At 73.2% G+C, this 24,603-nt stretch carries 24 protein-coding genes and 1 pseudogene; 10 read left to right on the forward strand and 15 right to left on the reverse strand.

Annotation, left to right across the window (positions count from 1 at the left end; genetic code table 11):
- Nucleotides 1-22 precede the first annotated feature (22 nt).
- Both HAV39_RS29740 and HAV39_RS29745 read left to right on the forward strand, forming a co-directional pair.
- Nucleotides 23-601, forward strand: coding sequence for a DNA-3-methyladenine glycosylase I (locus HAV39_RS29740; protein WP_191842476.1), 579 nt, complete (start codon nucleotides 23-25; stop codon nucleotides 599-601).
- Nucleotides 602-625: 24 nt separating this feature from the next.
- Nucleotides 626-814: pseudogene (locus HAV39_RS29745) on the forward strand (hypothetical protein); the annotation flags it as partial.
- Here HAV39_RS29745 and HAV39_RS29750 read toward each other — a convergent pair.
- Together HAV39_RS29750 and HAV39_RS29755 are read right to left on the reverse strand one after the other, a co-directional pair.
- Complete coding sequence (locus tag HAV39_RS29750) at nucleotides 811-1,596, reverse strand: enoyl-CoA hydratase-related protein (RefSeq protein WP_191842478.1); 786 nt, start codon at nucleotides 1,594-1,596, stop codon at nucleotides 811-813. The pseudogene HAV39_RS29745 and the gene HAV39_RS29750 sit on opposite strands and share 4 nt — an antisense overlap.
- Nucleotides 1,596-2,387 (reverse strand): PaaX family transcriptional regulator, encoded by a 792-nt coding sequence (locus HAV39_RS29755; RefSeq protein ID WP_120317236.1) that lies wholly within the window; start codon nucleotides 2,385-2,387, stop codon nucleotides 1,596-1,598. Before HAV39_RS29755 ends, HAV39_RS29750 begins: the two co-directional genes overlap by 1 nt.
- A gap of 287 nt (nucleotides 2,388-2,674) precedes the next feature.
- Here HAV39_RS29755 and HAV39_RS29760 point away from each other — a divergent pair, with 287 nt between their 5' ends.
- Both HAV39_RS29760 and HAV39_RS29765 read left to right on the forward strand, forming a co-directional pair.
- Entirely contained in the window at nucleotides 2,675-2,842 is a 168-nt protein-coding gene (locus HAV39_RS29760; RefSeq protein ID WP_120317235.1) for a DUF3117 domain-containing protein, read from the forward strand.
- A gap of 281 nt (nucleotides 2,843-3,123) precedes the next feature.
- On the forward strand, nucleotides 3,124-4,578 hold the full coding sequence (locus HAV39_RS29765) for a leucyl aminopeptidase family protein (protein ID WP_191842479.1): 1,455 nt from the start codon (nucleotides 3,124-3,126) through the stop codon (nucleotides 4,576-4,578).
- Nucleotides 4,579-4,671: 93 nt separating this feature from the next.
- Here the strand turns inward: HAV39_RS29765 and HAV39_RS29770 are convergent, their stop codons facing one another.
- Nucleotides 4,672-5,286, reverse strand: coding sequence for an O-methyltransferase (locus HAV39_RS29770; protein ID WP_191842480.1), 615 nt, complete (start codon nucleotides 5,284-5,286; stop codon nucleotides 4,672-4,674).
- 80 nt (nucleotides 5,287-5,366) lie between these two features.
- Between HAV39_RS29770 and HAV39_RS29775 the strand changes: the two genes are divergently transcribed.
- Both HAV39_RS29775 and HAV39_RS29780 read left to right on the forward strand, forming a co-directional pair.
- Nucleotides 5,367-6,638, forward strand: a complete 1,272-nt coding sequence (locus HAV39_RS29775) for a S1C family serine protease (RefSeq protein ID WP_191842481.1) — start codon at nucleotides 5,367-5,369, stop codon at nucleotides 6,636-6,638.
- Between the two features lie 64 nt (nucleotides 6,639-6,702).
- Complete coding sequence (locus tag HAV39_RS29780) at nucleotides 6,703-7,122, forward strand: twin-arginine translocase TatA/TatE family subunit (RefSeq protein WP_191842482.1); 420 nt, start codon at nucleotides 6,703-6,705, stop codon at nucleotides 7,120-7,122.
- Nucleotides 7,123-7,306: 184 nt separating this feature from the next.
- On the opposite strand, the gene HAV39_RS29785 is transcribed toward HAV39_RS29780, so the two are convergent.
- From HAV39_RS29785 to HAV39_RS29805, 5 genes are all read right to left on the reverse strand, one after another.
- Entirely contained in the window at nucleotides 7,307-8,449 is a 1,143-nt protein-coding gene (locus tag HAV39_RS29785) for an Mrp/NBP35 family ATP-binding protein (protein ID WP_191842483.1), read from the reverse strand.
- 129 nt (nucleotides 8,450-8,578) lie between these two features.
- Entirely contained in the window at nucleotides 8,579-9,109 is a 531-nt protein-coding gene (locus HAV39_RS29790) for a DUF1003 domain-containing protein (RefSeq protein ID WP_191842484.1), read from the reverse strand.
- A gap of 25 nt (nucleotides 9,110-9,134) precedes the next feature.
- Nucleotides 9,135-10,385, reverse strand: coding sequence for a magnesium transporter MgtE N-terminal domain-containing protein (locus HAV39_RS29795; RefSeq protein WP_191842485.1), 1,251 nt, complete (start codon nucleotides 10,383-10,385; stop codon nucleotides 9,135-9,137).
- A 37-nt stretch (nucleotides 10,386-10,422) separates the two neighbouring features.
- Complete coding sequence (locus tag HAV39_RS29800) at nucleotides 10,423-10,902, reverse strand: hypothetical protein (protein ID WP_239120571.1); 480 nt, start codon at nucleotides 10,900-10,902, stop codon at nucleotides 10,423-10,425.
- Nucleotides 10,903-11,143: 241 nt separating this feature from the next.
- Nucleotides 11,144-12,076 carry a DMT family transporter gene (locus HAV39_RS29805; protein ID WP_191842486.1) on the reverse strand — a complete coding sequence of 311 codons (933 nt, stop codon included), beginning with the start codon at nucleotides 12,074-12,076 and terminating at the stop codon, nucleotides 11,144-11,146.
- A 159-nt stretch (nucleotides 12,077-12,235) separates the two neighbouring features.
- Here HAV39_RS29805 and HAV39_RS29810 point away from each other — a divergent pair, with 159 nt between their 5' ends.
- A complete protein-coding gene (locus HAV39_RS29810) occupies nucleotides 12,236-12,931 on the forward strand; it encodes an HAD family hydrolase (RefSeq protein WP_191842487.1) in 696 nt (231 codons plus the stop codon).
- Between the two features lie 188 nt (nucleotides 12,932-13,119).
- Here the strand turns inward: HAV39_RS29810 and HAV39_RS29815 are convergent, their stop codons facing one another.
- Nucleotides 13,120-13,887 (reverse strand): SDR family NAD(P)-dependent oxidoreductase, encoded by a 768-nt coding sequence (locus tag HAV39_RS29815; protein ID WP_120317224.1) that lies wholly within the window; start codon nucleotides 13,885-13,887, stop codon nucleotides 13,120-13,122.
- Nucleotides 13,888-13,974: 87 nt separating this feature from the next.
- Between HAV39_RS29815 and HAV39_RS42930 the strand changes: the two genes are divergently transcribed.
- Entirely contained in the window at nucleotides 13,975-14,619 is a 645-nt protein-coding gene (locus HAV39_RS42930) for a DUF4190 domain-containing protein (RefSeq protein WP_191842488.1), read from the forward strand.
- Between the two features lie 33 nt (nucleotides 14,620-14,652).
- Nucleotides 14,653-15,804: a class I SAM-dependent methyltransferase gene (locus HAV39_RS29825; protein WP_191842489.1), complete on the forward strand. Its 1,152-nt coding sequence runs from the start codon at nucleotides 14,653-14,655 to the stop codon at nucleotides 15,802-15,804.
- Between the two features lie 112 nt (nucleotides 15,805-15,916).
- On the opposite strand, the gene HAV39_RS29830 is transcribed toward HAV39_RS29825, so the two are convergent.
- From HAV39_RS29830 to HAV39_RS29855, 6 genes are all read right to left on the reverse strand, one after another.
- A complete protein-coding gene (locus HAV39_RS29830) occupies nucleotides 15,917-16,963 on the reverse strand; it encodes a hypothetical protein (RefSeq protein WP_191842490.1) in 1,047 nt (348 codons plus the stop codon).
- Between the two features lie 25 nt (nucleotides 16,964-16,988).
- Entirely contained in the window at nucleotides 16,989-17,927 is a 939-nt protein-coding gene (locus HAV39_RS29835; protein ID WP_191842491.1) for a biliverdin-producing heme oxygenase, read from the reverse strand.
- A 119-nt stretch (nucleotides 17,928-18,046) separates the two neighbouring features.
- Nucleotides 18,047-19,786 carry a DEAD/DEAH box helicase gene (locus HAV39_RS29840; RefSeq protein ID WP_191842492.1) on the reverse strand — a complete coding sequence of 580 codons (1,740 nt, stop codon included), beginning with the start codon at nucleotides 19,784-19,786 and terminating at the stop codon, nucleotides 18,047-18,049.
- Between the two features lie 296 nt (nucleotides 19,787-20,082).
- Nucleotides 20,083-20,742 (reverse strand): ferritin-like fold-containing protein, encoded by a 660-nt coding sequence (locus tag HAV39_RS29845; protein WP_239120573.1) that lies wholly within the window; start codon nucleotides 20,740-20,742, stop codon nucleotides 20,083-20,085.
- 107 nt (nucleotides 20,743-20,849) lie between these two features.
- On the reverse strand, nucleotides 20,850-21,077 hold the full coding sequence (locus HAV39_RS29850) for a DUF3107 domain-containing protein (RefSeq protein ID WP_120317219.1): 228 nt from the start codon (nucleotides 21,075-21,077) through the stop codon (nucleotides 20,850-20,852).
- A gap of 174 nt (nucleotides 21,078-21,251) precedes the next feature.
- A complete protein-coding gene (locus HAV39_RS29855; protein WP_120317218.1) occupies nucleotides 21,252-21,905 on the reverse strand; it encodes a TetR/AcrR family transcriptional regulator in 654 nt (217 codons plus the stop codon).
- Nucleotides 21,906-22,180: 275 nt separating this feature from the next.
- Between HAV39_RS29855 and HAV39_RS29860 the strand changes: the two genes are divergently transcribed.
- A complete protein-coding gene (locus tag HAV39_RS29860; RefSeq protein WP_191842493.1) occupies nucleotides 22,181-24,589 on the forward strand; it encodes a hypothetical protein in 2,409 nt (802 codons plus the stop codon).
- Nucleotides 24,590-24,603 lie beyond the last annotated feature (14 nt).

The raw sequence follows: 24,603 nt of genomic DNA on the forward strand, positions 1-24,603 counted from the left end.
GTTCCAGTAAGGGGGCAATAGGGTGAGCGACCTCATCGTCGGTGACGACGGGCTGGCACGCTGCGCGTGGTCGGCCGGTGCGCCGGAGTACCGCGCCTACCACGACGAGGAGTGGGGCACCCCGCTGCGCGGCGACGACGCGCTGTTCGAGCGGGTGAGCCTGGAGGCGTTCCAGTCCGGCCTGTCCTGGATCACGATCCTGCGCAAGCGGCCCGCGTTCCGGGCGGCGTTCGCCGGGTTCCACCTCGAGACCGTGGCCGCGTTCGGGCCGGACGACGTCGAGCGGCTGCTGGGCGACGCCGGGATCGTGCGCAACCGGTCCAAGATCGAGGCGACGCTGCACAACGCCCGGGTGGCGCTGGAGCTGCCCGGCGGGCTGAGCGCGCTGCTGTGGTCGTACGCCCCGCCGCCCGGTCGCTCCCGGCCCGCCGCCCGGGCCGACGTGCCCGCCACCTCGGACGCCTCCGTCGCGATGGCCAAGGAGCTGAAGAAGCGCGGCCTGCGCTTCGTCGGCCCCACCACCGCGTACGCGCTCATGCAGGCCACCGGCATGGTCGACGACCACCTGGCAGGCTGCCACGTCGTTGCGAGAGCGCTGTGATGGGATGAGCGGGTGAGTAGGGAGTGGCTGGTCAGCGTCGCGTTGCCGATCGAGGCGGAGTCGGCGGAGGAGGCGGTCCGGGAGTTCTGGCGTTACGTCACCGAGCTGGGCCCGGACGAGCTGCCCGCCTACGTCTCGCCGTCGGGGGACGAGCTGCGGATGACGGCGTACGTCACTGACGGCGTCGCCCCCCTGGACCCCGAAGAGGACTAGCGGCCCTCGAAGGCCGGCTTGCGCTTGTTCACGAAGGCGTCGGTGGACTCGCGATGGTCGGCGGTGCCGCCGGACAGCTGCTGCGCGGCCAGCTCGATCAGCAGGGCGTCGGCCAGCGTGCCGGTCGCGCCGTGCAGCAGCTCGCGCTTGATCTGGCCGTACGCCACCGTCGGTCCCGCCGCCAGCCGTGCCGCCAGCTCCTGCGCCATCGGCAGCACCTGCTCGTCGTCGTCGGCCAGCCTGGTCAGCAGCCCGAGCCGGTGCGCCTCCTCCGCCTTGACCGGCTCGGCCAGCAGCAGCAGCTCGGCGGCCTTGGCCGCGCCGACGAAGCGCGGCAGTGTCCAGGACACGGCGGTGTCGGCGGCCAGGCCCACCCGGGCGAAGGCCATCAGGTACGACGTCGACGGGCCGCCGATGCGCAGGTCGCACAGGAACGCCAGGCCCGCGCCCGCGCCCGCGGCCGGTCCGCGCACCGCCGCCACGACCGGCTTGGGCAGCTCGGCCAGGGCCAGCGCCATCGGGTTGTAGTGCTTCTCGACGGTGTCCAGCGGGGCCTTGTCGCCCATCGTGGCCATGTGCTCGCGCAGGTCCTGCCCGACGCAGAAGGCCCGGCCCGCGCCCGCCAGCACCACCGCGCGGCACGCCGGGTCGGCGGCCAGTTCCTCGAACGTCTCGCGCAGCGCCACCTTGAGCGCGACGTCGAGCGAGTTGAGCGAGTCGGGGCGGTTCATGGTGACGGTGACGACGCCCTCGGCGCGGTCGACGAGCAGCGGTGCGGACATCAGCTCTCCCTGAGGCAGTGGTCGACGAAACGGTCGGCGGCGGGCCGCAGCCGGGCGGCCTGCCGGTCGAAGAAGGCGGCCGCGGCGGTGCCCGGCCAGTCCGGCGGCAGCAGCGAGGCGGGCAGCTGCGGGTCGCGGAACAGGAACGCGCGCCAGGCGTGGACCAGGGCACACCGGGCGGCGTACGCGGTGCGGTCGTCGGTCAGCCGGGTGATCGCACCGACCACCGGCGTGAGCTGCGCCACGAACCCGGCGTACGAGGCGCCCACGGCCGGCACGTTCCACGCTCTCATGATCAGCTCTCGGGCGCCGGTTTCCCCGCCGGTGTGCGCGGCGGAGAAACGCTCGAAGCGCACCCCGGCGTCGGCCAGCAGGCCGTCGACCTCGCCCGCGGGCCGGGCGGCGAGCCAGACGCCGGTCTCCAGCCGGCCGTAACCGAGGAACGCGAGTTCGGCGGCGAGCCGGTCGCGCTCGGTGCGGGCTTCCGGGGCGGAGATCACCAATAGATCGAAATGTCCGTCCCAGGAGCTGCGGCCGGTCCGGTAGATGCGGGCGGCGGCCTCGTCGAGGCGTCGTACCGCCCGCGGGGTGAGCTGGTAGCCGGGTCCGGCGGGCAGCCGTACCGGCGCGAGCCAGCCCTGTCGCACCATGCGGGACACCGCGGTACGTACCGCCGGTGCGGCGATGCCGAGCGGCGCGAGCAGCCGGATCAGGGCCGCGATGGCGGCTCTTCCACCACGTTGTCGCAGGTGATCGCCGTAGAGGTCGAAGAGTGCGGAACGAGCCTGCATGAGGGGTGATTGTGACAGATGTGAACTGCGCTGGCGAGATGATGTCACACCGTGACCGGCCCGGTTTGGGCTTAGCGGAGTCCATCAGGGAAAATCATTGGTCGGCACCCGTTCGTGTGGCCCCACCCAACCACACGCCGGTGCCGGACGGCGTACGAAGACGGCGCGTCGCGGTCAGGCTGCCTCGGCAGCCGTCGCGAGGTTTCGTCGGCGGAGCAGGCGGGGAGACCCGCCAAGTCTTGCATTCAACCCGGGTGCAGGTCTGGCAAGTCTGAGGGGAGACACACATGGCGGCGATGAAGCCGCGGACGGGCGACGGTCCGCTGGAGGTCACCAAAGAGGGCCGGGGAATCGTCATGCGCGTGCCGCTGGAAGGCGGCGGGCGGCTTGTGGTGGAGATGACACCAGACGAGGCCACCGCTCTCGGCGAGGCCCTCAAACTGGCCGTCGGCTGACATCGGGACCGGCCGGGCACCATCCCGGCCGTCCAACCCACCCCTCCCGGCGACCTGTGCCGCGCTCCACGCGCGGTCTGACGCCGTCTCACCCCCGTTGCACCACCTTCTCCTGACCAGCTCCAACGCGTCCTTCATCCGGTATGCCGCGCGGGCGGCGACCCCCACCGGCGGGCCGCGGGCCAGCACCTCCGTCGCGGCCGGCGGCGGAGGCGGCGCGGTAGGGTCAGGCGGTCGGCGGCCGGTGGGACGTCGGCGGCACAGCCAGTGAAGGGGCAGGGATGATCTCGATTCGACTGGACGGCGCGGCGGATCTCGCCGGAACCGTCGCGTGCCCGGTGGGCACCGCCGAGGGCGAGTCCGCGGCGGGCACACCGCTCGCCGTGCTGCCCTCCGACGTCGCCGCCGAGGTGACGGCATTCCTCGCCGCCACCGAGCACAAGGGCTCGGCCGGTGCGTTGCAGACGCTGCCGCGGCCGCTGCGCGAGCCGTCGAAGGTGCTGCTCGTCGGGGTCGGATCCGGTGACGAGGCGGGCTGGCGGGCGGCCGGCGCCGCCTTGGCCCGTGCCGCGGCCAAGGAGTCCGCGATCACCGTGCTCGCCCCTGCCGACCTGAGCGACGCCGCGCTGCGCGGCCTGGCCGAGGGCCTGTGGCTGGCGTCTTACCGGTTCCGGGTGGCCGAGGAGAAGCCCGAGGCCGCGGCGAAGCTGGCCGAGGTCGTCGTCGCCGTGCCGGGCAGCCCCGAGCGGGCGGCTGCGCTCGCGGCGACCCGCACCGTGGCCGGGCACACCCGGTTCGCCCGCGACCTCACCAACACCCCCTCGCTGACCAAGACGCCGGACTGGTTCGTGCGCCAGGTGCGCGAGCGGGCCGGGGACGGCGTGACGGTCACCGTGCGCGAGCGCGAGCAGCTGGAGGCCGAGGGCTTCGGCGGCATCCTCGCCGTCGGCGGCGGCTCCGTGCACGAGCCCCGCCTGCTGGAGCTGAGCTGGTCCCCCGAGGGCGCGACCAAGCACGTGGTGCTGGTCGGCAAGGGCATCACGTACGACACCGGCGGCATCGACATCAAGCCCAACGACGCCATGCAGCTGATGCGCAAGGACATGGGCGGCGCCGCCGCCGTCGTCGGTGCCCTGCTCGCCGTGGCCGAGCTGGGCCTGCCGGTGCGGGTCACCGCGCTCGCGCCGCTGGCCGAGAACATGCTCTCCGGCAGCGCCTGGCGCTCCGGGGACGTGGTCACCCACTACGGCGGCCTCACCTCCGAGGTGCGCAGCACCGACGCCGAGGGCCGGGTCGTGCTCGGCGACGCGATGGCGTACGCGGTGGAGAACCTCGCCCCCGACCTGCTCATCGACCTGGCCACGCTGACCGGGGCGTCGCGGATCGCGCTGGGCAAGAAGACCGCCGCGCTGTTCAGCGGCAACGAGGCGCTGATCGACGGCTTCACCGCCGCGGGCGCCGAGGTCGGGGAGCCGCTGTGGCGGCTGCCGCTGGCCGAGGAGTACGCCGGTGACGTCGCCTCCGACATCGCCGACCTGGACAACGCGGCCGGCAACCCCGGCACCATCACGGCGGCGCTCTACCTGCGCGAGTTCGCGGGCAGCATGCGCGACCGGTGGGTGCACATCGACATGTCGTCGCCGGCCTGGTCGGCCACGCCGGACGGGGAGCTGACCAAGGGCGCGACCGGCTGGGGCGTACGCACCCTGGTGCGGTGGCTCTCCACGGTCTCCTGACCGTTTCGTTTATAGACGTTGGCCTATCTGATTGAGTTCGATCTTTGAAAACTCGATCAGATAGGCCAACGTCTATTTAAAGTGCGGGGGTCGTCAGGCTTTGACGGCGGCTAGGAGGCCTTCGCCGAGGGGGAGCAGGGCGGGCTGCCAGAGGTCGCTGTCGCGGACGGCGTAGGCCAGCTCGCGGACGGTGAAGACGTCGCGGCCGCTGGTCAGGACTCCGTGCAGGACGACCACGCCGCCGGGGCGCAGCAGGCGGGCCGCGGCGTCCACGAACGCGGCGTACTCGGTCGGGTCGGCGTCGACGAAGATCAGGTCGTAGGCGCCGTCGGCGAGACGGGGCAGCACCTCCAGCGCCCGGCCGGTGATCACCCGGGCCCGCGAGGCGGAGAAGCCGGCCTCCATGAACAGCCGTCGCGCCATGCGCTGGTGCTCGGACTCGCGGTCGATGGTGGTCAGCACGCCGTCGGCGCGCATCCCGCGCAGCAGCCACAGTCCGCTGACCCCGGTGCCGGTGCCGATCTCGACGACGGCCTTCGCGGCGCAGGCTCCCGCCAGCATGCGCAGGGCCGCGCCGACCGCAGGTGCGACAGGCTGCAGGCCCACCTCGACCGCCAGCCCGCGGGCCGTCTGCGCGATCACGTCCTCGGGGACGAACGACGCGATGAAGTCGCCTGCGCTACCGGGCTGGCGATGCAGCGTCGTCATGGGGCACCTTCCGTGAACAGTGATTTTTCACGTTGAAACCATGCCATCCTGAAACCGGGAACGGGACGGAGGGCTGGTCAGTGACCGACGGCTGGGGGTTTCGCCGGCCGGATGACGACGACCGGACGGCAGCGCAGCACACGCCACCGGCCGTCGCACCGCCGGCGTCGTTTTGGTGGTCTGATGCGCTCAACGATCCGTGGCGCGATCCGCACTCGCCGGTGGCGCTCGTGCCACCCGCGGAGCGCGCGCACGCGCCCGTGCCGGAGCCGTTGGCCGAGCCTGACCATACCCGACGGCGTACGTTGTGGACAGTCGCCGGAGCGGCCGTCCTCGCGGGGGTGCTGGCGGGGGTGCTCGGCGGCGCGATGGGCGTGCGGTTCAGCGACGACCGCCAGACCGCCCGCTCGATCCTCGGCTCGACCGCCTCCCCGCCGCACCGTGCCCCCGAGTCGCTGGCCGCCGTGGCCAGCATGCTGCTGCCCAGCGTGGTCACCGTCCGGGTGCCGGTGGACGGCAGCGTCTCGCTCGGCTCGGGCTTCGTGGCCAGCGCCGACGGCCACATCATCACCAACGACCACGTGGTGTCGGGCAGCTCCGGAGTGGTGAGCGTCATATTCGACGACGGCACCAGCTCCCCGGCGAAGGTGATCGGCACCGACCCGGAGTCGGACGTCGCGGTGCTCCAGGTCAAGCGTGGCGAGCTGCACCCGGCCATGCTGGGCGACTCCGACGCGGTAGCGGTCGGCGACGCGGTGGTGGCCATCGGCTCGCCGCTGGCGCTGCGCGGCACCGTCACCGCGGGCATCGTCAGCGCGCTGGACCGGCCCATCGCCACCGACGCCGAGAACGGCACCACCAGGTACTACGCCGCGATCCAGACCGACGCCGCGGTCAACCACGGCAACTCGGGCGGCCCGCTGGTCGACGCCGCAGGGCAGGTCGTCGGGATCAACGCCGTGATCAAGTCGATGGCGGGCAGCGAGGAGTCGGCCGGCAACATCGGTCTGGCCTTCGCGATCCCGATCAACCACGCCCGCCGGGTCGCCGAGGAGATCATCGCCGCGGGCCGGGCGCACCGTACGGTGATCGGCGCGGAGGTCGAGGAGTCGTTCCGCGGACCGGCCGGCGGGGTGCGGCTGGGTGAGGTCACCGCCACCGGTCCGGCCGCCGAGGCGGGCATGCGCACCGGTGACGTGGTGACCAGCTTCGACGGCCGCCCGCTCAGCGAGCCGACGGACCTCATCGCACTTGTGCGGAAAACTGCACCGGGTGAGGTGGTCGAAGTGACCTACAAACGGGGCGCCACCAGCCACGATGCTGCCGTGACACTCGTCGCTGACGCTGACTGAGGGGTGGCCTGTCCGGCCGTCGCGCACGTACCCTTGCGACGGCGGACACACTCGGGAGGCAGCGGTGTTGGACAACCTGAACAGCTGGGAGTTCATCGGGCTCCTGCTGATCGCACTGTTGATCTTCGGGGAGCGGCTTCCCAAGGTCATCGGCGACGGCATGCGGATGCTGCGCGGCCTGCGCGCCATGGCCACGAACGCCACCGGCGACCTGAGCAAGGAGCTGGGCACCGACATCAAGCTCGAAGACCTGAACCCGAAGGCCTTCGTCCGCAAGCACCTGCTCAGCGAGGAGGACGAGGCCGCCCTCCGCAAGCCGCTGACCGGCATCTACGACGACCTCAAGGGCGAGCTGAGCACCGCCGGCAAGCTGGCCGCCGAGACCAAGGCCAACGTCAACGCCATGGCCTCCGCCACCCCCGCATCCACCTCGTCCGCGCCCGCCGCCACCCCGGCCCCGGCCCGCTTCGACGACGCCACCTGACCCACCCCGCCGACGTCGCACAGCGCTCCGCGCCGCGGCGGCCGGCCACGCCCTTCGCGCACAACTCTTGAAGACTTGCGGCCTCAGATGCACTCTGAGGCCGCAAGTCTTCAAGAGTTGTCGCAGGGTGGGGTGCCCGCAGGGCGGGCCGGGCCCGCGGGCGGGTCGGGGTGTCGCGCCTGGGTCAGCGCTTGGCGGGGGAGAGGCCCAGGGACTTGCCGACCAGGGACTCGCGGCGCAGGGCCAGGCGGTCGGCGATGGCGTTGAGGGCGGTGCCGGCTGGGGAGTCGGGCTTGGCCAGCACGGCGGGGGTGCCGTCGTCGCCGGCTTCGCGTACGCCGGTGTCCAGCGGGATCTGACCCAGCAGCGGCACCGACGCGCCGGTGAGGCGGGTCAGCGAGTCGGCCACGGTCTGCCCGCCGCCGGCCCCGAAGACCTCCATGCGGGTGCCGTCGGGCAGCTCCAGCCAGGACATGTTCTCGATGACGCCGACCAGGCGCTGGTGGGTCTGCATGGAGATCGCGCCGGCGCGCTCGGCGACCTCGGCGGCCGCGGCCTGCGGGGTCGTGACGACCAGGATCTCCGCGGTCGGCAGCAGCTGCGCCAGCGAGATCGCGATGTCGCCGGTGCCCGGGGGCAGGTCGAGCAGCAGCACGTCCAGGTCGCCCCAGTACACGTCCGCGAGGAACTGCTGCAGGGCCCGGTGCAGCATCGGCCCGCGCCAGACGACCGCGGCGTTGCCGCTGGTGAACATACCGATGGAGATGACCTTCACGCCGTGCGCCTGCGGCGGCATGATCATGTCTTCGACCTGGGTGGGACGGCCCTGCACGCCGAGCATGCGGGGCACCGAGTGGCCGTAGATGTCGGCGTCGACGACGCCCACCGACAGGCCCCGGGCGGCCAGCGCGGCGGCCAGGTTGACGGTGACGCTGGACTTGCCGACGCCGCCCTTGCCGGAGGCGACCGCGTACACGCGGGTGCGGCTGCCGGGTTGCGCGAAGGGGATCACCGGCTCGGCCGCAGCGTTGCCGCGCAGCCGCTTCTGCAGGTCCTGGCGTTGGTCGGGGCTCATCACGCCGAAGTCGATCTCGACCGAGGTGACGCCTTCGACGGTGACGGCGGCCGCCGTGATGTCGGTGCGCAGGGTGTCCTTGAGCGGGCAGCCGGCGACGGTGAGCAGGATGCGGACGTACGCCACACCCGCGTCGACCTTCACCGACTCGACCATGCCGAGCTCGGTGATGGGGCGCTTGATCTCCGGGTCGTTCACGGAGGCGAGTGCGGCCAGGACAGCCTGGTCGTCGGCGTGCACAGCGGTGGACATGCGCCCATGTTACCCGCGGCATCGATCATGAGCGGCCGCCGCGAGGGCCGGGTGGCACGCGCAACATTCTCGCGACCCGTTGCCCCCGTCCCCCGACCGTGGGACCATCGAAAGAGATCCGGCCGCGCGTCATGCCCCTTGCGACGCGCGGCTTTTCTTTTCCTTGCGATCGGCCTTCTCCTGCTGGTGCCGCCGGTGCGCGGCGTCGTCCAGCTCCTCGGCCAGCTTGGTCAGCTCGGAGCGGATGTAGTCGCGGGTCGCCACCTCGTTGAGCGCCATGCGCAGCGAGGCGATCTCCCGGGCCAGGTACTCCGTGTCGGCCTTCTGGGCCTGGGCGCGGCGGCGGTCCTCGTCGATGGTCAGCCGGTCGCGGTCGGCCTGGCGGTTCTGGGCGAGCAGGATCAGCGGTGCGGCATACGACGCCTGGGTGCTGAAGAACAGGTTGAGCAGGATGAACGGGTACGGGTCCCACTGCAGCCCGAAGACGCCGATCAGGTTGATCAGGATCCACACGATCACGAAGACCGTCATGTAGACGAGGAACTTCGCGGTGCCCATGAAGCGGGCGAACTTCTCGGCGAAGTTGCCGAACGCGTCGGGGTCCCAGCGGGGCAGCCGGATGGCGTGCGGCTCCCGGGGCTGGTCCAGGCGGTCGTTCACCGGACCGCCTCCCGGCCGGCCGCGGTCATGGGGTGCTGTCCGCGGCGCGCTCCTGCTCCCGCCAGTCCCGCGGCAGCAGGTGGTCGAGCACGTCGTCCACGGTCACCGCGCCGACCAGCCGGTCGTTGGAGTCCACCACCGCGATCGCGACCAGGTTGTACGTCGCCATCCGCCGGGTGATGTCGGCCAGCGGCAGGTTCGGCGCCAGCGGCGTGATGTCGCGCTCCAGCACCCCGCCCAGCAGGTCGCCCGGCGGCTCGCGCAGCAGCCGCTGGAAGTGCACCACGCCCAGGTAGCGGCCGGTGGGCGTGTCGATCGGAGCGCGGCACACGAACACCTGCGCGGCCAGCGCCGGGGACAGCGACTTCTCCCGGATGCGGGCCAGCGCGTCGGCGACGGTCGCGTCCGGGGTCAGGATCACCGGCTCGCTGGTCATCACCGCGCCCGCGGTGTTCGGCCGGTACTGCATCAGGGCGCGCACCGGGGCGGACTCCTCCGGCTCCATCAGGTCCAGCAGCAGCGCCCGCTCCGAGGGCGGCAGCTCGGCCAGCAGGTCGGCGGCGTCGTCGGCGTCCATCTCCTCCAGCACGTCGGCGGCCCGCTCGCGGTCCAGCCGAGCCAGGATGTCGACCTGCGCGTGCTCGGGCAGCTCCTCCAGCACGTCGGCCAGCCGCTCGTCGTCCAGCGCCGCGGCCACCGCGTGCTTGCGCTGGTCGGGCAGGTCCTGCAGGGCGTTGGCGAGATCGGCCGGGCGCATCTTCTCCAGCACGGACAGCAGCGACGCGGTGCCCTGCAGCGCGCCGGGGTCGACCAGGCCGGGCAGCTCGTGCCACTCGAACTGGTGCAGCTGGCCGCGGCGGCTCAGCCGGCTGGTGACGTCGCGTACTGCCACGCGGCCGAGGTTCCACTGCCCCGCCCGGTCGGACTCCATGGCGACGTCCACGACCGTGGCAGGGGTGCCGTTGGGGGTGGTGATGCGCCGGTCCAGCAGGTCGGCGAGCACCATCAGCTCGGCCGGGCCCTTCTGGAAGCGGCGCAGGTTGATGGTGCCGGAGCCGAGCACCACGCTGTCGGTGTCGATCGAGGTGATCCGGGCCATCGGCAGGAAGATCTGCCGCCGCAGCGGCATCTCCGCGACCAGCCCGACGACCGACGGGGGCCCGTCGGAGCGCAGCCGGGCGACGGCGTCACGCACCCGGCCCACCTGGTCGCCGTTCGGGTCGTAGACGGGCAGGCCTGCGAGCCGGGCGACGAAGACCCTGGTCAGCGTGGCCATATTCGCATGGTATGCGTATTTCTCACATGATCGGGTGTTATCGGCGTCGTACCCGGTGCAGCCGGAACGGCTTGCGGGTGGCGTTGGCGGCGGGGCTCGGCCGCGGTTCGGCCCGCCCCGAGTCGTCGCCCGCCGGTGCGGGGTCGCCGGCCGGGGTGAGCGCCACCAGGGCGCACTCCCGGCCCCAGCGCGCGGCGAGCAACTCGGCGGTGCCGGGAGAGTTGAGCCGCTTGCCCGCCAGCGTCACCGCGACCGCGTCCCACTGCTCGCTGCCCGGCTCGATCCGCTGCACCTGTGCCGGATAGGTCACCACCGCCCCGCCGTGGTCGCCGCGCAGCGTCACCGTGGCGGTGGCGGCCTCGGCCAGCCCCGGCAGGTCCTGCTCACCCGGCCCGACCACCACGTGCAGCCGCCCGTCCTGCGGCAGGCACCACACCGCGCGCGCAAGCCCGCCGCCCACCGACACCCACGCGACCGCCGCCTTCTTGGCGGCCTCCTCCACCAACGGATGCGTCATGCCGCCCATCCTCCCACCCGAAGGAAGGGCACCTTCCCATCGCTACGCGTAGCGGAAGGGCACCTTCTTAACACCTCGCCCACCCGGCCTGCGCCGCCGCACCGCCGCACCTTCACCCGCCGACGCGACGCGAGCAGCAGGGCCGGCGTTGCCGGGCTGCAGTTTCGGGGAAACTGCGCGTTCGAGCGCGCGAGTGGCTGCACTTTCCCGGAAAGTGCAGAACCGCGGCACCGACACGGCGTCAGCCGTCGCGGGCGGGGAGGTCGACGTCCACCGGGTCGGGGGTGGGCAGGGCGGCCGGGCGGCGCGCGCCCAGGATGACGGCGGCGACGCCCGCCATGAGCAGGGCGATGCCGGGCCAGGCCGCGGCGGGCGGGGCCTGGCCCAGCCACACCCAGCCGAGCGCTGCGGCCCCGGGCACCTCCAGCAGGATCAGTACGCTGATCGTGGTGGCGGAGACCTTGTGCAGGGCGTAGTTGAACATCGAGTGCCCGAGCAGCTGCGCGCCGGCCGTCAGCGCGATGATGGCCAGCCAGGTCCGGTCGTCGAAGCCGGTCAGCTCCACGCCGAACAGCAGGCACACCCCGAGCAGCACCGCGGCGCACACGGAATAGCAGACGGTGGTGTACGTCGTGGTCGAGGTCCGGCTGCGGGCCTTCTCGCCCAGGGACGTGTAGATCGCCGCGAGCAGGCCGCCGGCCACGGCGAGCAGGTCGCCGACGAAAGCCGTACCCCCTTGGGTGAAGTCCGCGCCCGTCGCGATGGCCGCACCCACCACGGCGGTGCCGATGCCGACCCAGGTCCACCGGCCCAGCCGCCGGCCCTGCCAGAGCGCGATCAGGCCGGCCCAGACCGGCTGCGTGGCGACCAGTGCGGTCGCGGTGGCGACGGTGGTCATCTTGACACTGGGCACCCAGGTGGCGAAGTGCCCGGCCAGCGCGAGCCCGGCCAGCACGCTCCACCGCCAGGCGTGGTCGGTGCGCAGGCCGCGCAGTTCGGCGCGGCGGCGGGTGAGGGTGACCGGGGCGAGCACGCCGACGGCGAGGGCGTTGCGCCAGAAGGCGATGGCCAGCGCGGGCGCGGCGGCGTATGCGATGAGCGGCCCGGACGAGGACACGGCGATGATCGCGATGGTGATCGCGGCGATGGTGAGCGGGTCGAGCCGTGATCGCATGAGGCCCGATCCTGCCAGGCGCAGGTGAGCGGCCTGTCAGCACACTGACATCTACTCCATGCGTTCATCTGCCCACTGTGCGCGATCATCCTATGTACTTCACGTGAGCAGCTGATTACTGTCGCTCGAATGGATTCAGAACCTTCGTTATCCGGCGTAATGCCGCGCGCGATCCTGTTCGATTTCTACGGCACGCTGACCTCGGCGTGCACCCGCGGACCGGCCCACGAACTGGCCCCCCGGCTGCTCGGCTGCGAGCCCGCCGAGTACTTCGCGGTGCTGAACACCTCCTTCTTCCCCCGCTGCCGGGGCGCGTACGGCGACGCCCTGGACACCATGCGCTGGGTGGCCTCCGAGCTGGGTGTACGCGTCACCCCGGCGCGGCTGCGCGCGGCCCAGGCCGCCCGGCTGATGGCCGTACGCGCCGACACGCACCTGCGTCCCGAGGCGGTGCCCACGCTGTGGCGGCTGCGCCGGGCGGGCATCCGCCTGGCCGTGGTCAGCGACTGCGCCTGGGAGCTGCCCGAGATCATGCGGGCGCTGCCGGTCAACCACCTGCTCGACGCGAAGGTCTTCTCGGTGCAGGTCGGCTGCAGCAAGCCGGATCCGCGCATCTACCTCGCCGCCTGCGCGCGGCTGGACGTGGTCCCCGAGGAGTGCGTGTTCGTCGGCGACGGCGGTTCCCGTGAGCTGACCGGCGCGCAGGCGCTGGGCATCCGGGCGATCCGGCTGGCCGCGCCGGATCTCGCCGACCACCTGCAGTTCGCCTCCGACGACGGTTTCGCGGGCGAGTCGGCGGTCACCCTCCCCGACGCGGCCGCGCTCGCGCTGACACCCCAAACCGTGGGGGTATGACCACACGGCTCCGGGCCTTCACCGTCGCGCCGAGCCTCGCCCCCACGCCGAGCCCCGCCCCACGCCGAGCCCCGCACCGCGCCCACCGCAAATCGCCGACGGCTTCACCGCAGGTGAAGCCGCTCCGGTGTTAAGAAGGGCACCTTCTGCTACGGATAGCGTCAAGAAGGTGCCCTTCCTTCGGCTGGTCAGCCCTGGCGGACGGATTGGCCGCCGTCGATCACCAGCATCTGGCCCGTTATGTAGCCCGCGGCGGGGGAGCAGAGGAAGGCGATGGTGGCGGCGACCTCGTCGGGGGTGCCGGGGCGGCCCATCGGGGTGTCGTAGCCGAGTTTGAGTTCGGCCAGCGTCGACGCCGAGGTGTGGATGGTGCCGGGGGCGACCGCGTTGACGGTGATGCCGTCGGCGACCAGCTCCATCGCCAGCGCCCGGGTCAGGCCCAGCACGCCCGCCTTCGCGGCGGCGTAACCGGCCTCGGCCGGCAGCGCGTTCACCGGTCCGGCGGTGGCGGCGAGGTTGACGATGCGGCCCCAGCCGCGCTCCGACATGCCGCCGAGGAACGCCCGGCTGGACAGGAACGCCGTGGTCAGATTGCGGTCGATCTCGGCTTTCCACTCCTCGAAGCTGAGCTGCGCGACCGGCCGGATCACCTCCGGGCTGGCCCGGCTGGTCAGGCCGGCGTTGTTGACCAGGATGTCGACGTCGCCCAGCTGCTCGGTGACCGCGTCGGCGAGCGCGCCGACCTCCGCCTCCAGGGTGAGATCGGCTACGAAGCCGAGCACGCCCAGCTCGCCGGCGCGTTCGTGGATGCGCCGGGTGGTGGAGACGACGGCGACCTTCGCGCCGAGTGCGGCCAGCTGGCGAGCGGTGGCGAAGCCGATGCCGTGCGGGCTGCCGGCACCGGTGACGAGTGCGACCCGGCCGTCCAGCCGGAAGAGATCCATCCGCTCGTTCATGGCTTGATCCTGCCGGTTTGTCCGAGCTGACGCCAGTAGGAGGCACCGCTTACTCTGTCGGGACCCTTACCGGATGGAGCCAGGCCGATGACCGACCCCACCGCGCCGCCACCCCCGAGCCCGGATCCCGGCACGCCGCAGCCGGCGTTCCCTGCACCGGCGCCGCTGACCTTCGGCCCGGCCGACCCCGCCGCGGCGAACGCTCAGGACAGCCCGGCCACCCCCGCGGCCGCGCCCGGCAGCCCGGCCGCGAGCCCCGTTGCCGCACCCGGACACTGGCCGAACCCGTACCAGGCGGCCGCGCACCACCCGGCGGCCGGTCACCCGACCGGCGGCTGGCCGCAGGTTCCCGGGCAGCCGCTCGGCCAGCCGAACCCGTACGGCGCCTACCCACCGCCCGGATACGCCCCATACCCCTACGTCTACCTGCAGCGGCGCACCAACGGCATGGCCATCGGCGCGATGGTGACCGCACTGGCCGGCGCGGTCATGCTGTGCTTCTACGGCGTGCCCGCGCTCATCCTCGGCCCGCTCGGCGCGATCCTGGGGCACGTCGCCCGTCGCAAGATCCGCGAGAGCGGCGAGGAGGGCGACGGCATGGCCCTGACCGGCATCATCGTCGGCTGGATCGCCACCGCGCTGGGCTTGCTCATCATCGCGGCGATCGTGGCGCTGATCGTCTTCTCCGCGGAGAGTCCGGGCTACTACCGCGAGCCGGCCGGGGCCTTCTGACCGGCTCCGCGCGCCATCGCGCATCCTTGACGTATGGCAGCACTCCCTGAAGCCCTGGCCGAGGTACGCGAACTCCTGCTGGCGCCGGACCTGATCCGGGCGACCGCGGGCGGGCAGCGGCGCGACGGGACGCCGTCCGTGTCACGCGCCACGCTGCGCCCGGTGACCCTGAAAGCGGGGGACCGGGTGCAGCTGGTGACCGAGGACGGGCAGCGCCCCACCACGGTGAACCTCGCCCCCGGCGCGGAGCTGGCGGGCCGGGTCGACGAGCTGCTGGCCGAGCCGTTCGGCAGCTGGACGGTGGAGACCGCGCACGGCACGGTGCGCCTGCAGGCCACCAAGAAGGGCGCGGTGCTGCACCGCTCCGCGGCCCCCGCGGCCGCGCCCGCGGTCACCGCGCACGACCGGCCGCGCGAGCACCTGATCGACCCCGGCGACCCGCTGTACGCCGTGATCGGCGGTGACGCCGCCAAGCGCCGGCAGGTCGACGCGTTCCTGCGGGCGCTGGACGCCACCCTGCCCGACCCGGCGCAGCTGCCGAGCCCGCTGCACGTCGTCGACCTGGGCTGCGGGAACGCGTACCTGACCTTCGCGGCGTACCGCCACCTGTCCGGGCTCGGCCTGGACGTGCGCTTGATCGGCGTGGACGTGCGCGACGACCAGCGCGAGCGCAACACCGCGATCGCCCGCAAGCTGGGCTGGGCGGACCACGTCAGCTTCCTCGCGGGCACCATCGCCGACGCCGCGGTGCCGCAGGCCGACGTGGTGCTGGCGCTGCACGCCTGTGACACGGCCACCGACGACGCGCTGGCCCGCGCGCTGTCCTGGGACGCGCGCTGGATCCTGGCCGCGCCCTGCTGCCACAAGGACCTGTCCCGGCAGCTGCGCAAGCACCCGCCGGCAGGCGCGGCGGGGCTGCTGACCGAGCACGGCATCCTGCGCGAGCGCTTCGCCGACGTGCTCACCGACACGGTGCGCGCGGCACTGCTGCGCGAGCACGGGTACGCGGTGGAGGTGGTCGAGTTCATCGACTCGGCGCACACCCCGCGCAACGCGATGATCCGCGCCCACCGCACCGGCCGCCGCCCGTCGCCCGCCGAGGCCGCGGAACTGGCCGCCCTGCTGTCCGAGTGGCAGGTCCAACCCCACCTGGCGACCCTGCTGGCGGTCACCCCGCCGGGCTGACCGCCCGCGTCAAGCTCGCTCGACCTGCCAGGCACATGGGCGAAAGCGCGCCCAAGATACGCACAGGTGCCAGGCAAGTCGAACGATCAATGCGCCGCGCTGCGGGCGGGCGTCAGGGAGTGAGGGCTTTGGCGAGTTCGATGGCGGTCTCGGCGAGCAGGGTGTCCGGGGGCATGGGCGCACCGGCCAGCACCGCGACGAAGGCGGCGAACCCGGGCAGCGGGTAACCGTCCTCCTCGGCGATCGCCGGGTCGTGCTTGGCCAGCGAGGCGCGGGTGCGACCCCAGGCGTCGAGGAGCTCGCGCTGGGACGGCACGCCGAAGCCGTGGCCGACCGGCGCGCTGTGGCGCAGCTTCACCACCGCCGACTCGTTGAGCGCCGCGGCCAGCCGGCAGCCGTGGGTGACCACCTCGGCCTGCCGTGCGTCGAGGCGGCGGTAGACGCTGCACCGGCGGTGGCAGGTGGTGGCGCAGACGCAGAGTGCGTGCGAGGTGTTGGAGTGCTGGCGGTCGAGGTAGGTCCGCCAGCCGGCGCTGTTCTCGTGCGCCACGGTCAGGCAGCGCCGCGCGGCGGACTTCTCGGGCTTGGTGTGCGGGCAGTCCCGGTCGTCGAAGTCGCCCCACGCGCTGCCGTCGCCGCCCACCGCCGCGGGCATGCGCACCGGGTCGGCGGCGTGCCCGAGCACCCGCTCCCAGACCAGCAGCGGCCCGTACTCGCTGGCGATGTGCACCGCGGCGACCACCGCCGTGGTCTCGCCGCGCCGGAAGCGTGCGTCGATGACCTCCAGCAGCAGCCGGAACGCGGGCCGCATGCTGCCCAGCGCGCCGCGGTGCACCTCCCTGGGCGCCTGCGGCATGCGGCACGCCAGCGCCCGCTCCCGCAGGTGCTCGGGCACGTGGTCGCCATGCACCTGGTCGGCGACCGCATGCTCGGTGTTGGCCTCGGCGGCGGCGTTCAGCTCGCCGAAGTCCTCAGCGTCGAGGTCGAGCAGCCGCTGCCCGAACGCGCACAGCTGCTGCACGTGGGCGACGGACTCGGTGGACAGCGCCCCGCCGCCGGCGCGCGGCAGCACGCCGGAGTCCGGCGCGACCAGCGCGGCCACCTCAGCGAAGGCGTACCGCCTGGTCAGCGCGATGAGGACATCGTGTGCCGTCTCCACACCGGCCAGTGTTCCACGCCCGCGCTCACCGGGATGGCACCCCGAGCAGGGCGCACGCCTCGCGGTAGAGCCGGGTCACCTCGACGCGCACCTGGGCGCGCTCGGTCAACTGCTGGGCGAAGGGCACCCGGATCGGCGTCTCGACGCCGTTGATCACGGCCTTGAACTCGATGCCGCGGTTGTCCATGCCCGACATGGCCGCCGCAGTGGCGGCCGGGCGGGCCGGCTCGGGCAGCGTGGCCCGGCAGATCAGCAGGGAGTCGGCGGGGTGGTCGTCGTTCATGTGCCGCATGATCTGGGCGATGACCTCCGGCGGGAACGGGTCCGGGTGGACCCGGCCAAGGTCGGCCAGCAGATCGGTGTTGAACAGGTAGGCGAGCTTCACCTCGTTGATGACCCGGTCCTGCTCGGCGGCGTCCCAGGGCGCGGCGTCGAGCCGGGCGCGGTAGGCGTCCTTGAAGGCGGTCGGGTCGGCGATGCCGTCGAAGGCGTAGAAGCGCAGGCCGTCGCCGCCGAGGTCGAGCCCGTACGCGCGGGCCAGGGCGCGGGCCACGTACTGCCCGCCGGACAGGTCGCCCAGGTAGCGGTTGTAGTGGTGGGCGACGAAGCCGCCGGGCCAGGTGAACGCCACCTCGCGCAGGCGGGCGGTGTACTCGGCGGTGGTCGGGACCGGGGTGAGCGCGTCGCGCCAGTCGGTCCCGAGCAGGAAGGCGAGGTCCGCGGCGAGCGCGGGCAGGCGGGTGAGCGCGTCGTCGTGGAAGCCGGACACGGCCGCGTCCCCGCTCCAGCGCGCCGCGGCCTCCTCCAGCACCTGGTAGACCAGGTAGTGCTGCGCGGTCAGCGCGGCGTGGGCGGCGACGGTCAGCCGCCCCCGGGTCAGGTCGTCCAGGAACGTCGTCTGCTCGGCCGAGCTGTGGTCGGACCAGGTGGCGGCGCGCAGGCGGGCGGAGAAGGGCTCACTCATGCGCAGCACCGTACGCGAGTAAGGTCACCCTAACCTCAAACTTTCGTTTGATCCTGGCCTGCGCAAAGAGACGCCCCCACGCTGTGGCTGCAGCGTGGGGGCGTCCCTGTGACGCGAGATCAGCTCTCGACCGAGGTCTCCAGCGCGCCCTCGGCCGGTCCACCGGACCCGCCGCGGCGACGACGGCGGCGCGAACGCGAGCGCGAAGCGCCGCCCTCGGCTGCCTCGGCGGGCTCCGCCGGGCCGTCGGAGCCGTCCGGGGGAGCGGCGAACAGCGGTGCGAGCCCGCCCTCGTGGGTCACCGACGCGGCGACCGCGGCGCCCGTGCCGGCACCCCGGCCGCGACGGCGGCGGCGGCCACGGCCGGCCTCACCCTCGGCGTCGGGCGTGTCGGCGGGCGCGTCCTGTGCTCCGGCCTCGGCCACCGGTGCGGCGTCGTCGTCACCGGCCAGGCGACGGCGGCGGCGCGGCGCGCGCTCGCGCGGCGGGGCGGCCTGCTCGGCCGCCGGGCCGCGCTTGCCACGGTCCCGGCTGCCGCGGGAACGGCCGCCCAGGTCCTCCTCGACCTCGGCGGACAGCCCGGCCCGGGAGCGCTGGGCGCTGGGCAGGGTGCCGCTGACGTCGGTGGGGATGTCCAGGTCGGTGTAGACCCACGGCGAGGTGTGGTACGTCTCCGCCGGGCCGTCGGGGCCCGTCAGCTCCAGGCCGAGCGTCTTGTCGACGATCCGCCAGCGGGGCATGTCCTCCCAGTCGACGAAGGTCACCGCGACACCGGTGGCCCCGGCGCGGCCGGTGCGGCCGATGCGGTGCACGTAGGTCTCCGCGTCGTCCGGGCAGTCGTAGTTGATGACGTGGGTGACGCCGGAGACGTCCAGGCCGCGGGCGGCCACGTCGGTGGCGACGAGCACGTCGACCTTGCCCGCCCGGAACGCGCGCAGCGCCCGCTCACGCGCGCCCTGGCCCAGGTCGCCGTGCACCGCGGCGGCCGCGAAACCGCGGAAGTCGAGGTCCTCGCTGACGCGGTCGGCGTTGCGCTTGGTCCGGGTGAAGATCATGGTGAGGCCGCGGCCCTGCGCCTGCAGGATGCGGGCCAGCAGCTCCAGCTTGTTCAGCTGGTGCGTGCGGTAGACGACCTGCTTGGTCTGCGGGCTGACGCCCGGCTCGGTGGTGTGGCCCGCGTGCACCGTCACCGGCGTGCGCAGGAACTTGCGCGACAGGGTGACGATCGGGTCCGGCATGGTCGCCGAGAACAGCATGGTCTGCCGGTCTTCCGGCAGCATCTTCAGGATCTTCTCGACGTCGTCGAGGAAGCCCAGGTCGAGCATGCGGTCGGCCTCGTCGAGCACCAGCGCCTTGACCTGGTCGAGCTTGAGGTGCTTCTGCTTGCACAGGTCGAGCAGGCGGCCGGGCGTGCTGACCACGATCTCGACACCGGCCTTCAGTGCGTCGACCTGGGGCTCGTACGCGACGCCGCCGTACAGCGCCAGCACCCGCACGCCGCGGGACCGGCCCGCGCCGGCGAGGTCCTTGGCGACCTGCAGGCCCAGCTCACGGGTCGGCACGACGACGAGCGCCTGCGGCTGCCCGCTGGACTCGCCCTCGCCCGGGGCGATCGCGTGGTCGATCAGCGGGATGCCGAAGCCGAAGGTCTTGCCGGTGCCGGTGGGCGCCTGACCGATCATGTCGCCGCCGCGCAGCGCGATCGGCAGCGCGTACTCCTGGATGGCGAAGGCGCGCTCGATGCCCATCGCGGCGAGTGCGGCCACGGTCTCCGGGCGCACGCCGAGCTCGGCGAAGGTGGGCGCGAGGGTGACGGTCTTGGGAGTGCTTTCGGTGGTGCTTTCGATGTTTTCGGTCATCAGGTTCTGGGGTGCCCTCTCAGTGATCCGCGTACGGCGGACCCTGCGGGCTGCCCAGCGGATGTCGGTACGCCCGGTTCATCGAAGGGCGTATATGTAGTCTCGAGCGCGGGGCGCGGCGATGAAGGATGTGGATCCCATCGCGCGGCGCGATCGTTGGGGATCGCGGCGCCGCACACGCGACGACATGGGCATCGGGCCCATGTCAACTCAGCCATCGTACGGCCCGGTGGCCGTCTGGTCACCAGGTGTGTGTCGAATTCCCGGTTCTTAGTGGGATTTCCCACGCAAAACGGTCAATTGTTGAGGCCGACCGCCGTCATCCTGGCCGTGTGCGCGGTGGTCAACCTCCGGAACAGCACGTCGACCGACTCCCCGCCGCTCATGCCCGCCAGCACCAGCGCCGTCAGCGGGCTGCGCTCCTGGGCGACCAGCTGCGCCTGGGACAGCGCCTCGCCGGTCAGCCGGCGCGCCCACATCGACAGCCGGTTGGCCACCTTCGGGTCCGCCGCGATGGCCGCGCGGATCTCCCCGGCCGCGAAGTCCGCGTAGCCGTCGTCGTGCAGCACGTCGAGCACCAGGGCCCGGTCCGGCGCGGCCAGCACGCCTTCGGGCAGCACCTGCGCCACCTCGCGGAAGAAGTCGTCGGAGATGCCCTCGCCGACGTACGCCTTGGTCAGCGCCTCCAGCCAGTCTCCCGGCTCGGTGTTGTCGTGGTACGTGCGCAGCGCGGTGACGAACGGGAGCATTGCCTCTTCGGGGTCCGCGCCCAGCGCGGTGAGCCGGTTGGCCAGCCGCCGGTAGTTGGCCATCTCCCAGGCGGCCATCTCGGCCAGCCGGGCCTGCCGGCCCAGGTCCGGGGCGAGCCGGGCGTCGGCGGCCATGCGGTCGAAGGCCAGCAGCTCGCCGTAGGCGAGCATGCCCAGTAGATCGATCACTCCGGCGTCAGTGGACACGCTCGCAGACTACCGGCCCGACCTGCCCCGGGCACCCGGCCGCGACGGCGAACGGCACGGTGCGACCCGCACCGTGCCGTTCACCTGCAGTTATGTACTGATCGACCTCAGCGGGCCGAGAAGCCGACACTCCGCGTCGAAGCCTCGGCGATCTCCACGTAAGCCAGCTTGTCCAGCGGGACGATGACCCGCCGGCCCTTCTCGTCGACCAGCGTCAGCAGCTGGGCCTTCGACGCAAGCGCGTCGGCGACCATCTGCTCGACCTCAGCGGGCGTCTGCGTGCTGTCCACCACCAACTCGCGGGGGGCGAACTGCACACCGATCTTGACCTCCACACAACCTCCTCGGCTCGCTCCCGAGATTACCCCGGTGTCGCAGCTGGACGATGGCGTGGCGGCCGACCTCCTGTGATGATCTTGCCAGAACGGCCCCTCCGGCGTCCGGCACACGCGTGTCGCCGAGGCGCGCCCGCGCGAGATCGCCCCCAGCGTCGTCGGTGGGGGCGGGGCTCAGTGCTCGGTGCCGGAGAGGGGGAAGCTGCTGATGCCGCGCCAGGAGAGGGTGGTGATGAGCTGCTCGGCCTCGTCCTGGGCGATGACGCGGCCGCCGGCGAGCCACCACCGGGCCGACACCTGCGCCGCGCCGCACAGGCCGGCGGCCAGCACCTCGGCGCGGGCGCGGCTGACACCCGTGTCGGACATGATGGTCTCGGTTATCGCCTCGACCGACAGGCGCTCCATCCGGTCCACCCGCTCCGCGACCGCCGGGTCGTTCCTCAGGTCGGACTCGAACACCAGCCGGTAGGCCTCGCTCTCGTGCGAGACGAAGTCGAAGTAGGCCTGCATCGCGCCCCGGACGCGTTCCTTGTTGTCCGTGGTCGCCGCCATGGCGGAGCGGATGCGCTCGGCGAACGCGTCGCAGTGCGTGTCGAGCAGCGCCAGGTAGAGCTCCAGTTTTCCAGGAAAGTGCTGGTAGAGCACCGGCTTCGACACGCCCGCCCGTTCGGCGATGTCGTCCATCGCTGCGGAGTGGTAGCCCTGGGCGACGAAGACGTCCTGAGCAGCGGCGAGCAGCTGCTTGCGTCGTGCCGACCGGGGCAGCCGGGTCGGCCGGCCCGTGGCTGTCGAGCCGGTCGGGTTGGCGCCACTGGTGGCCGCGGTCATCGAATCTCCTCACCCTGCAGACGGATCCTTTGACGGATCTTGCAAACTGGCCCGTCGTTGCAACTTATCGTCATTCGCCGTTCACGGTAGCCTCAGCGTGGGCGACGGAGGAGCGCACGGTGGACGTAACAGGGCAGACCGGAAACACAGCGGGAGCTGACGACCCCGCCAACGGGTCAGCCGGCGGAGTCGGACACCCGACGGCTAACGGGCATAAGCCCGCGAGCTGGGCGGATTCCGACCGTACGGATACATGGTCGAGTGCGGGTGCGGCGTTGGAGCCCGGATTCGAGCCGTTGACCCCGTGGCACGCCACGGTAGCCGACCGCCGGGGGATAGACGCGCTCACCGGCGCCGACCCGGTCACCACCACGCTGGTCCGCGCGCCGGACACCGCCCCCTCCGCGCGCAACGGCCACCACCGGCCATACGAACGTCCGCTGCCGGAGCTCTCCTCCCCCGGCGAGGACCCGTATGCCGACGAGTTCGCCCAGACCTCGGCCGAGTTCGCCCGCCACGCCGCGTTCGACGAGCCCACCCCCCGCAACGGCTCGCCGGTGCTCGGCCCCGACGACACCGGACGCCTGCCCGTGTTCACGCCGTACCACCCCGGCCCCTCGGCCGCGGTCGCGCCGCCGGAGGTGATCCCGATCCCGGTCATGCCGCCGCTGCCCGCCGGGGCCAATCCCGCGCTCACCATGCCCACCGGTGGTTATCCGGTGCCGCCGCCCGGCCTGCGGCCCTCGCTGCCCGCCGAGCTCTCCGGCCCGGTGCCCACCGCGCCACCCGCGGACGCGCCGCTGGCCGCGATGGCCGAAGCCGCCACCCGGGCCGTGCCGCCCGCCGCCCCGCGGCCCAGGTCGGACGCGTCCGCGCTCGACGACGACTACGACTACGAAGACGCGGTGGAGGAAGAGGCGGAGGCGGAGCGCATGTCGCTCGGCGCACGCTTCGGCATGGCCTTCGCCGAGCCGCCGGCACCGTCCCGCACCAACGGCCTCCACCAGGGCGGGCCGGCGCAGGAACCGGCCCGTCCCGAGGCCGAACCGGCCGGTCCCGACGCCGCGCACGGCGCGGTGGCGGACGCCGCGCGTCCGGGCGACGCAGCCGAGCGGATCCGGACGGGCGAGTTCCCGGTGCTGCCGGATCCCGCCGCCGCTGCCGCCGCCCGGCTGGACGCGGCCCGCGAGGGCTACGCCGCCGCCCAGGCCGGCATGGCACGCGCCGCCCAGCTCAGCGGTGCCCGGGACGGCCTCGCCGCGGCCCGGGAAACCCTCGCCGCCACGCGCGACGGCCATGCCGCCGCGCTCGCGGGCATCGACCACAGCCGCGGTGTGGCGGCGCAGGCGGCCGGTGACCCCGGCCGCGAGCCCGGCCGCTCCGGCGAACGAAACGACGGCGGTCCTGCGGGCGGCCTGCCCGGCCAGCCCTCCTTCGTCTCGCAGCCGCGGCCCTACCTGCCGCCCTCGCCGCCGCCGCACCTCCCGCCGCCTGCGGGCGCGGCGCCGCAGCAACCACTGCCGCACGTGCCCAAGCCCGCGGGCGGGCCGCAGCTGCCTCCGCCGCCCCAGCAGGCGGTGCCCGAGGCCCGGCGGGCCGAGCCGGGGGAGGCCAAGGGCGACCCGGCGGGTGCCGAGCACCTGCCGCAGCGGGTGCCCGCGGTGCCCGACGTGCCGCCCGCCATCCACCCGGTGGTGGAGGCGGAACCGGTTGTCGCGGCGACGCCCCAGCTCGACCGCATCGCCTCCCACCTGCGCCGCAGTGACGACGTGGGCACCGACGAACGCCCGGACGGGTTCGACGTCGACGCGGTGCTGCGTGCCGTGCGCGGCGTCGCCGGGGTGCGCGACGCGGCCCTGCGCACCACCGCCACCGGGGCCCACCACCTGCGGCTCGACCTCGCCGAGGGGGCCGACCCCGCGGCGATCAGCCGCATGGTCGCCCGCATGCTGCAGGAGCAGATGGGCATCGACGCCGCGCCGGCCGGCCCGCCGGTGCCGAAGCCCGCGCCGCCCTCGGACACCACCCCGCCGACGGCCACGCTGCCCGCGCCCCGGTCGGGCGCGGGCGCGGCACCGCCGCCGGGACTGACCGGGCTGCACCCCGATCCGCTGTCCGACCAGTCGCCGCGCGAGCCGCGCCGCCGCCATCCGGTGAGCGTGCCCCGCCGGGCGCCGGGCGAGCTGCGTGACCGGGTCGCCGCGCTGCGTTCGGTGAACAGCGAACCCGAGCTGCCCGCCACGGCCTCACCGCCGCCGCTGCCCACCGAACGCGACCAGGGCCCCCGCGCGATCATCGAGCACGTGCAGACCAGCACCTTCGGCCTGGACGCGACGGTGGAGGTGCGCCTCAACACCGGCGACCGGCTGGCCGTCGGGGTGGCCAGCGGGCCGGCCGTCGACGCGTACGTGCTGCGCCTGTGCGCCGCCGCGACCGCGGTGGCCATCGACGACCTGCTGCGGGAGGGCACCACGACCGGCGAGTCCGGCCGGTGTTTCGTGGAGCAGGCGACCATCGTCCCGATGGGCAGTTGCGAGGTCGCCGTCGTGGTGGTTCTGCTGGTCTGCGGCGGTTGGGTGGAGCAGCTCGCGGGCTCCGCCCTGGTCTCCGGAGACCCTCGCCGGGCGGTCGTCCGAGCCACGCTCAGCGCGGTGAACAGGCGGCTAGCGGCACTGTTGCCGTAGGGATGTGGCAGGCT

The sequence above is a fragment of the Catellatospora chokoriensis genome (assembly GCF_011297315.1).
Classification (GTDB): domain Bacteria; phylum Actinomycetota; class Actinomycetes; order Mycobacteriales; family Micromonosporaceae; genus Catellatospora; species Catellatospora citrea.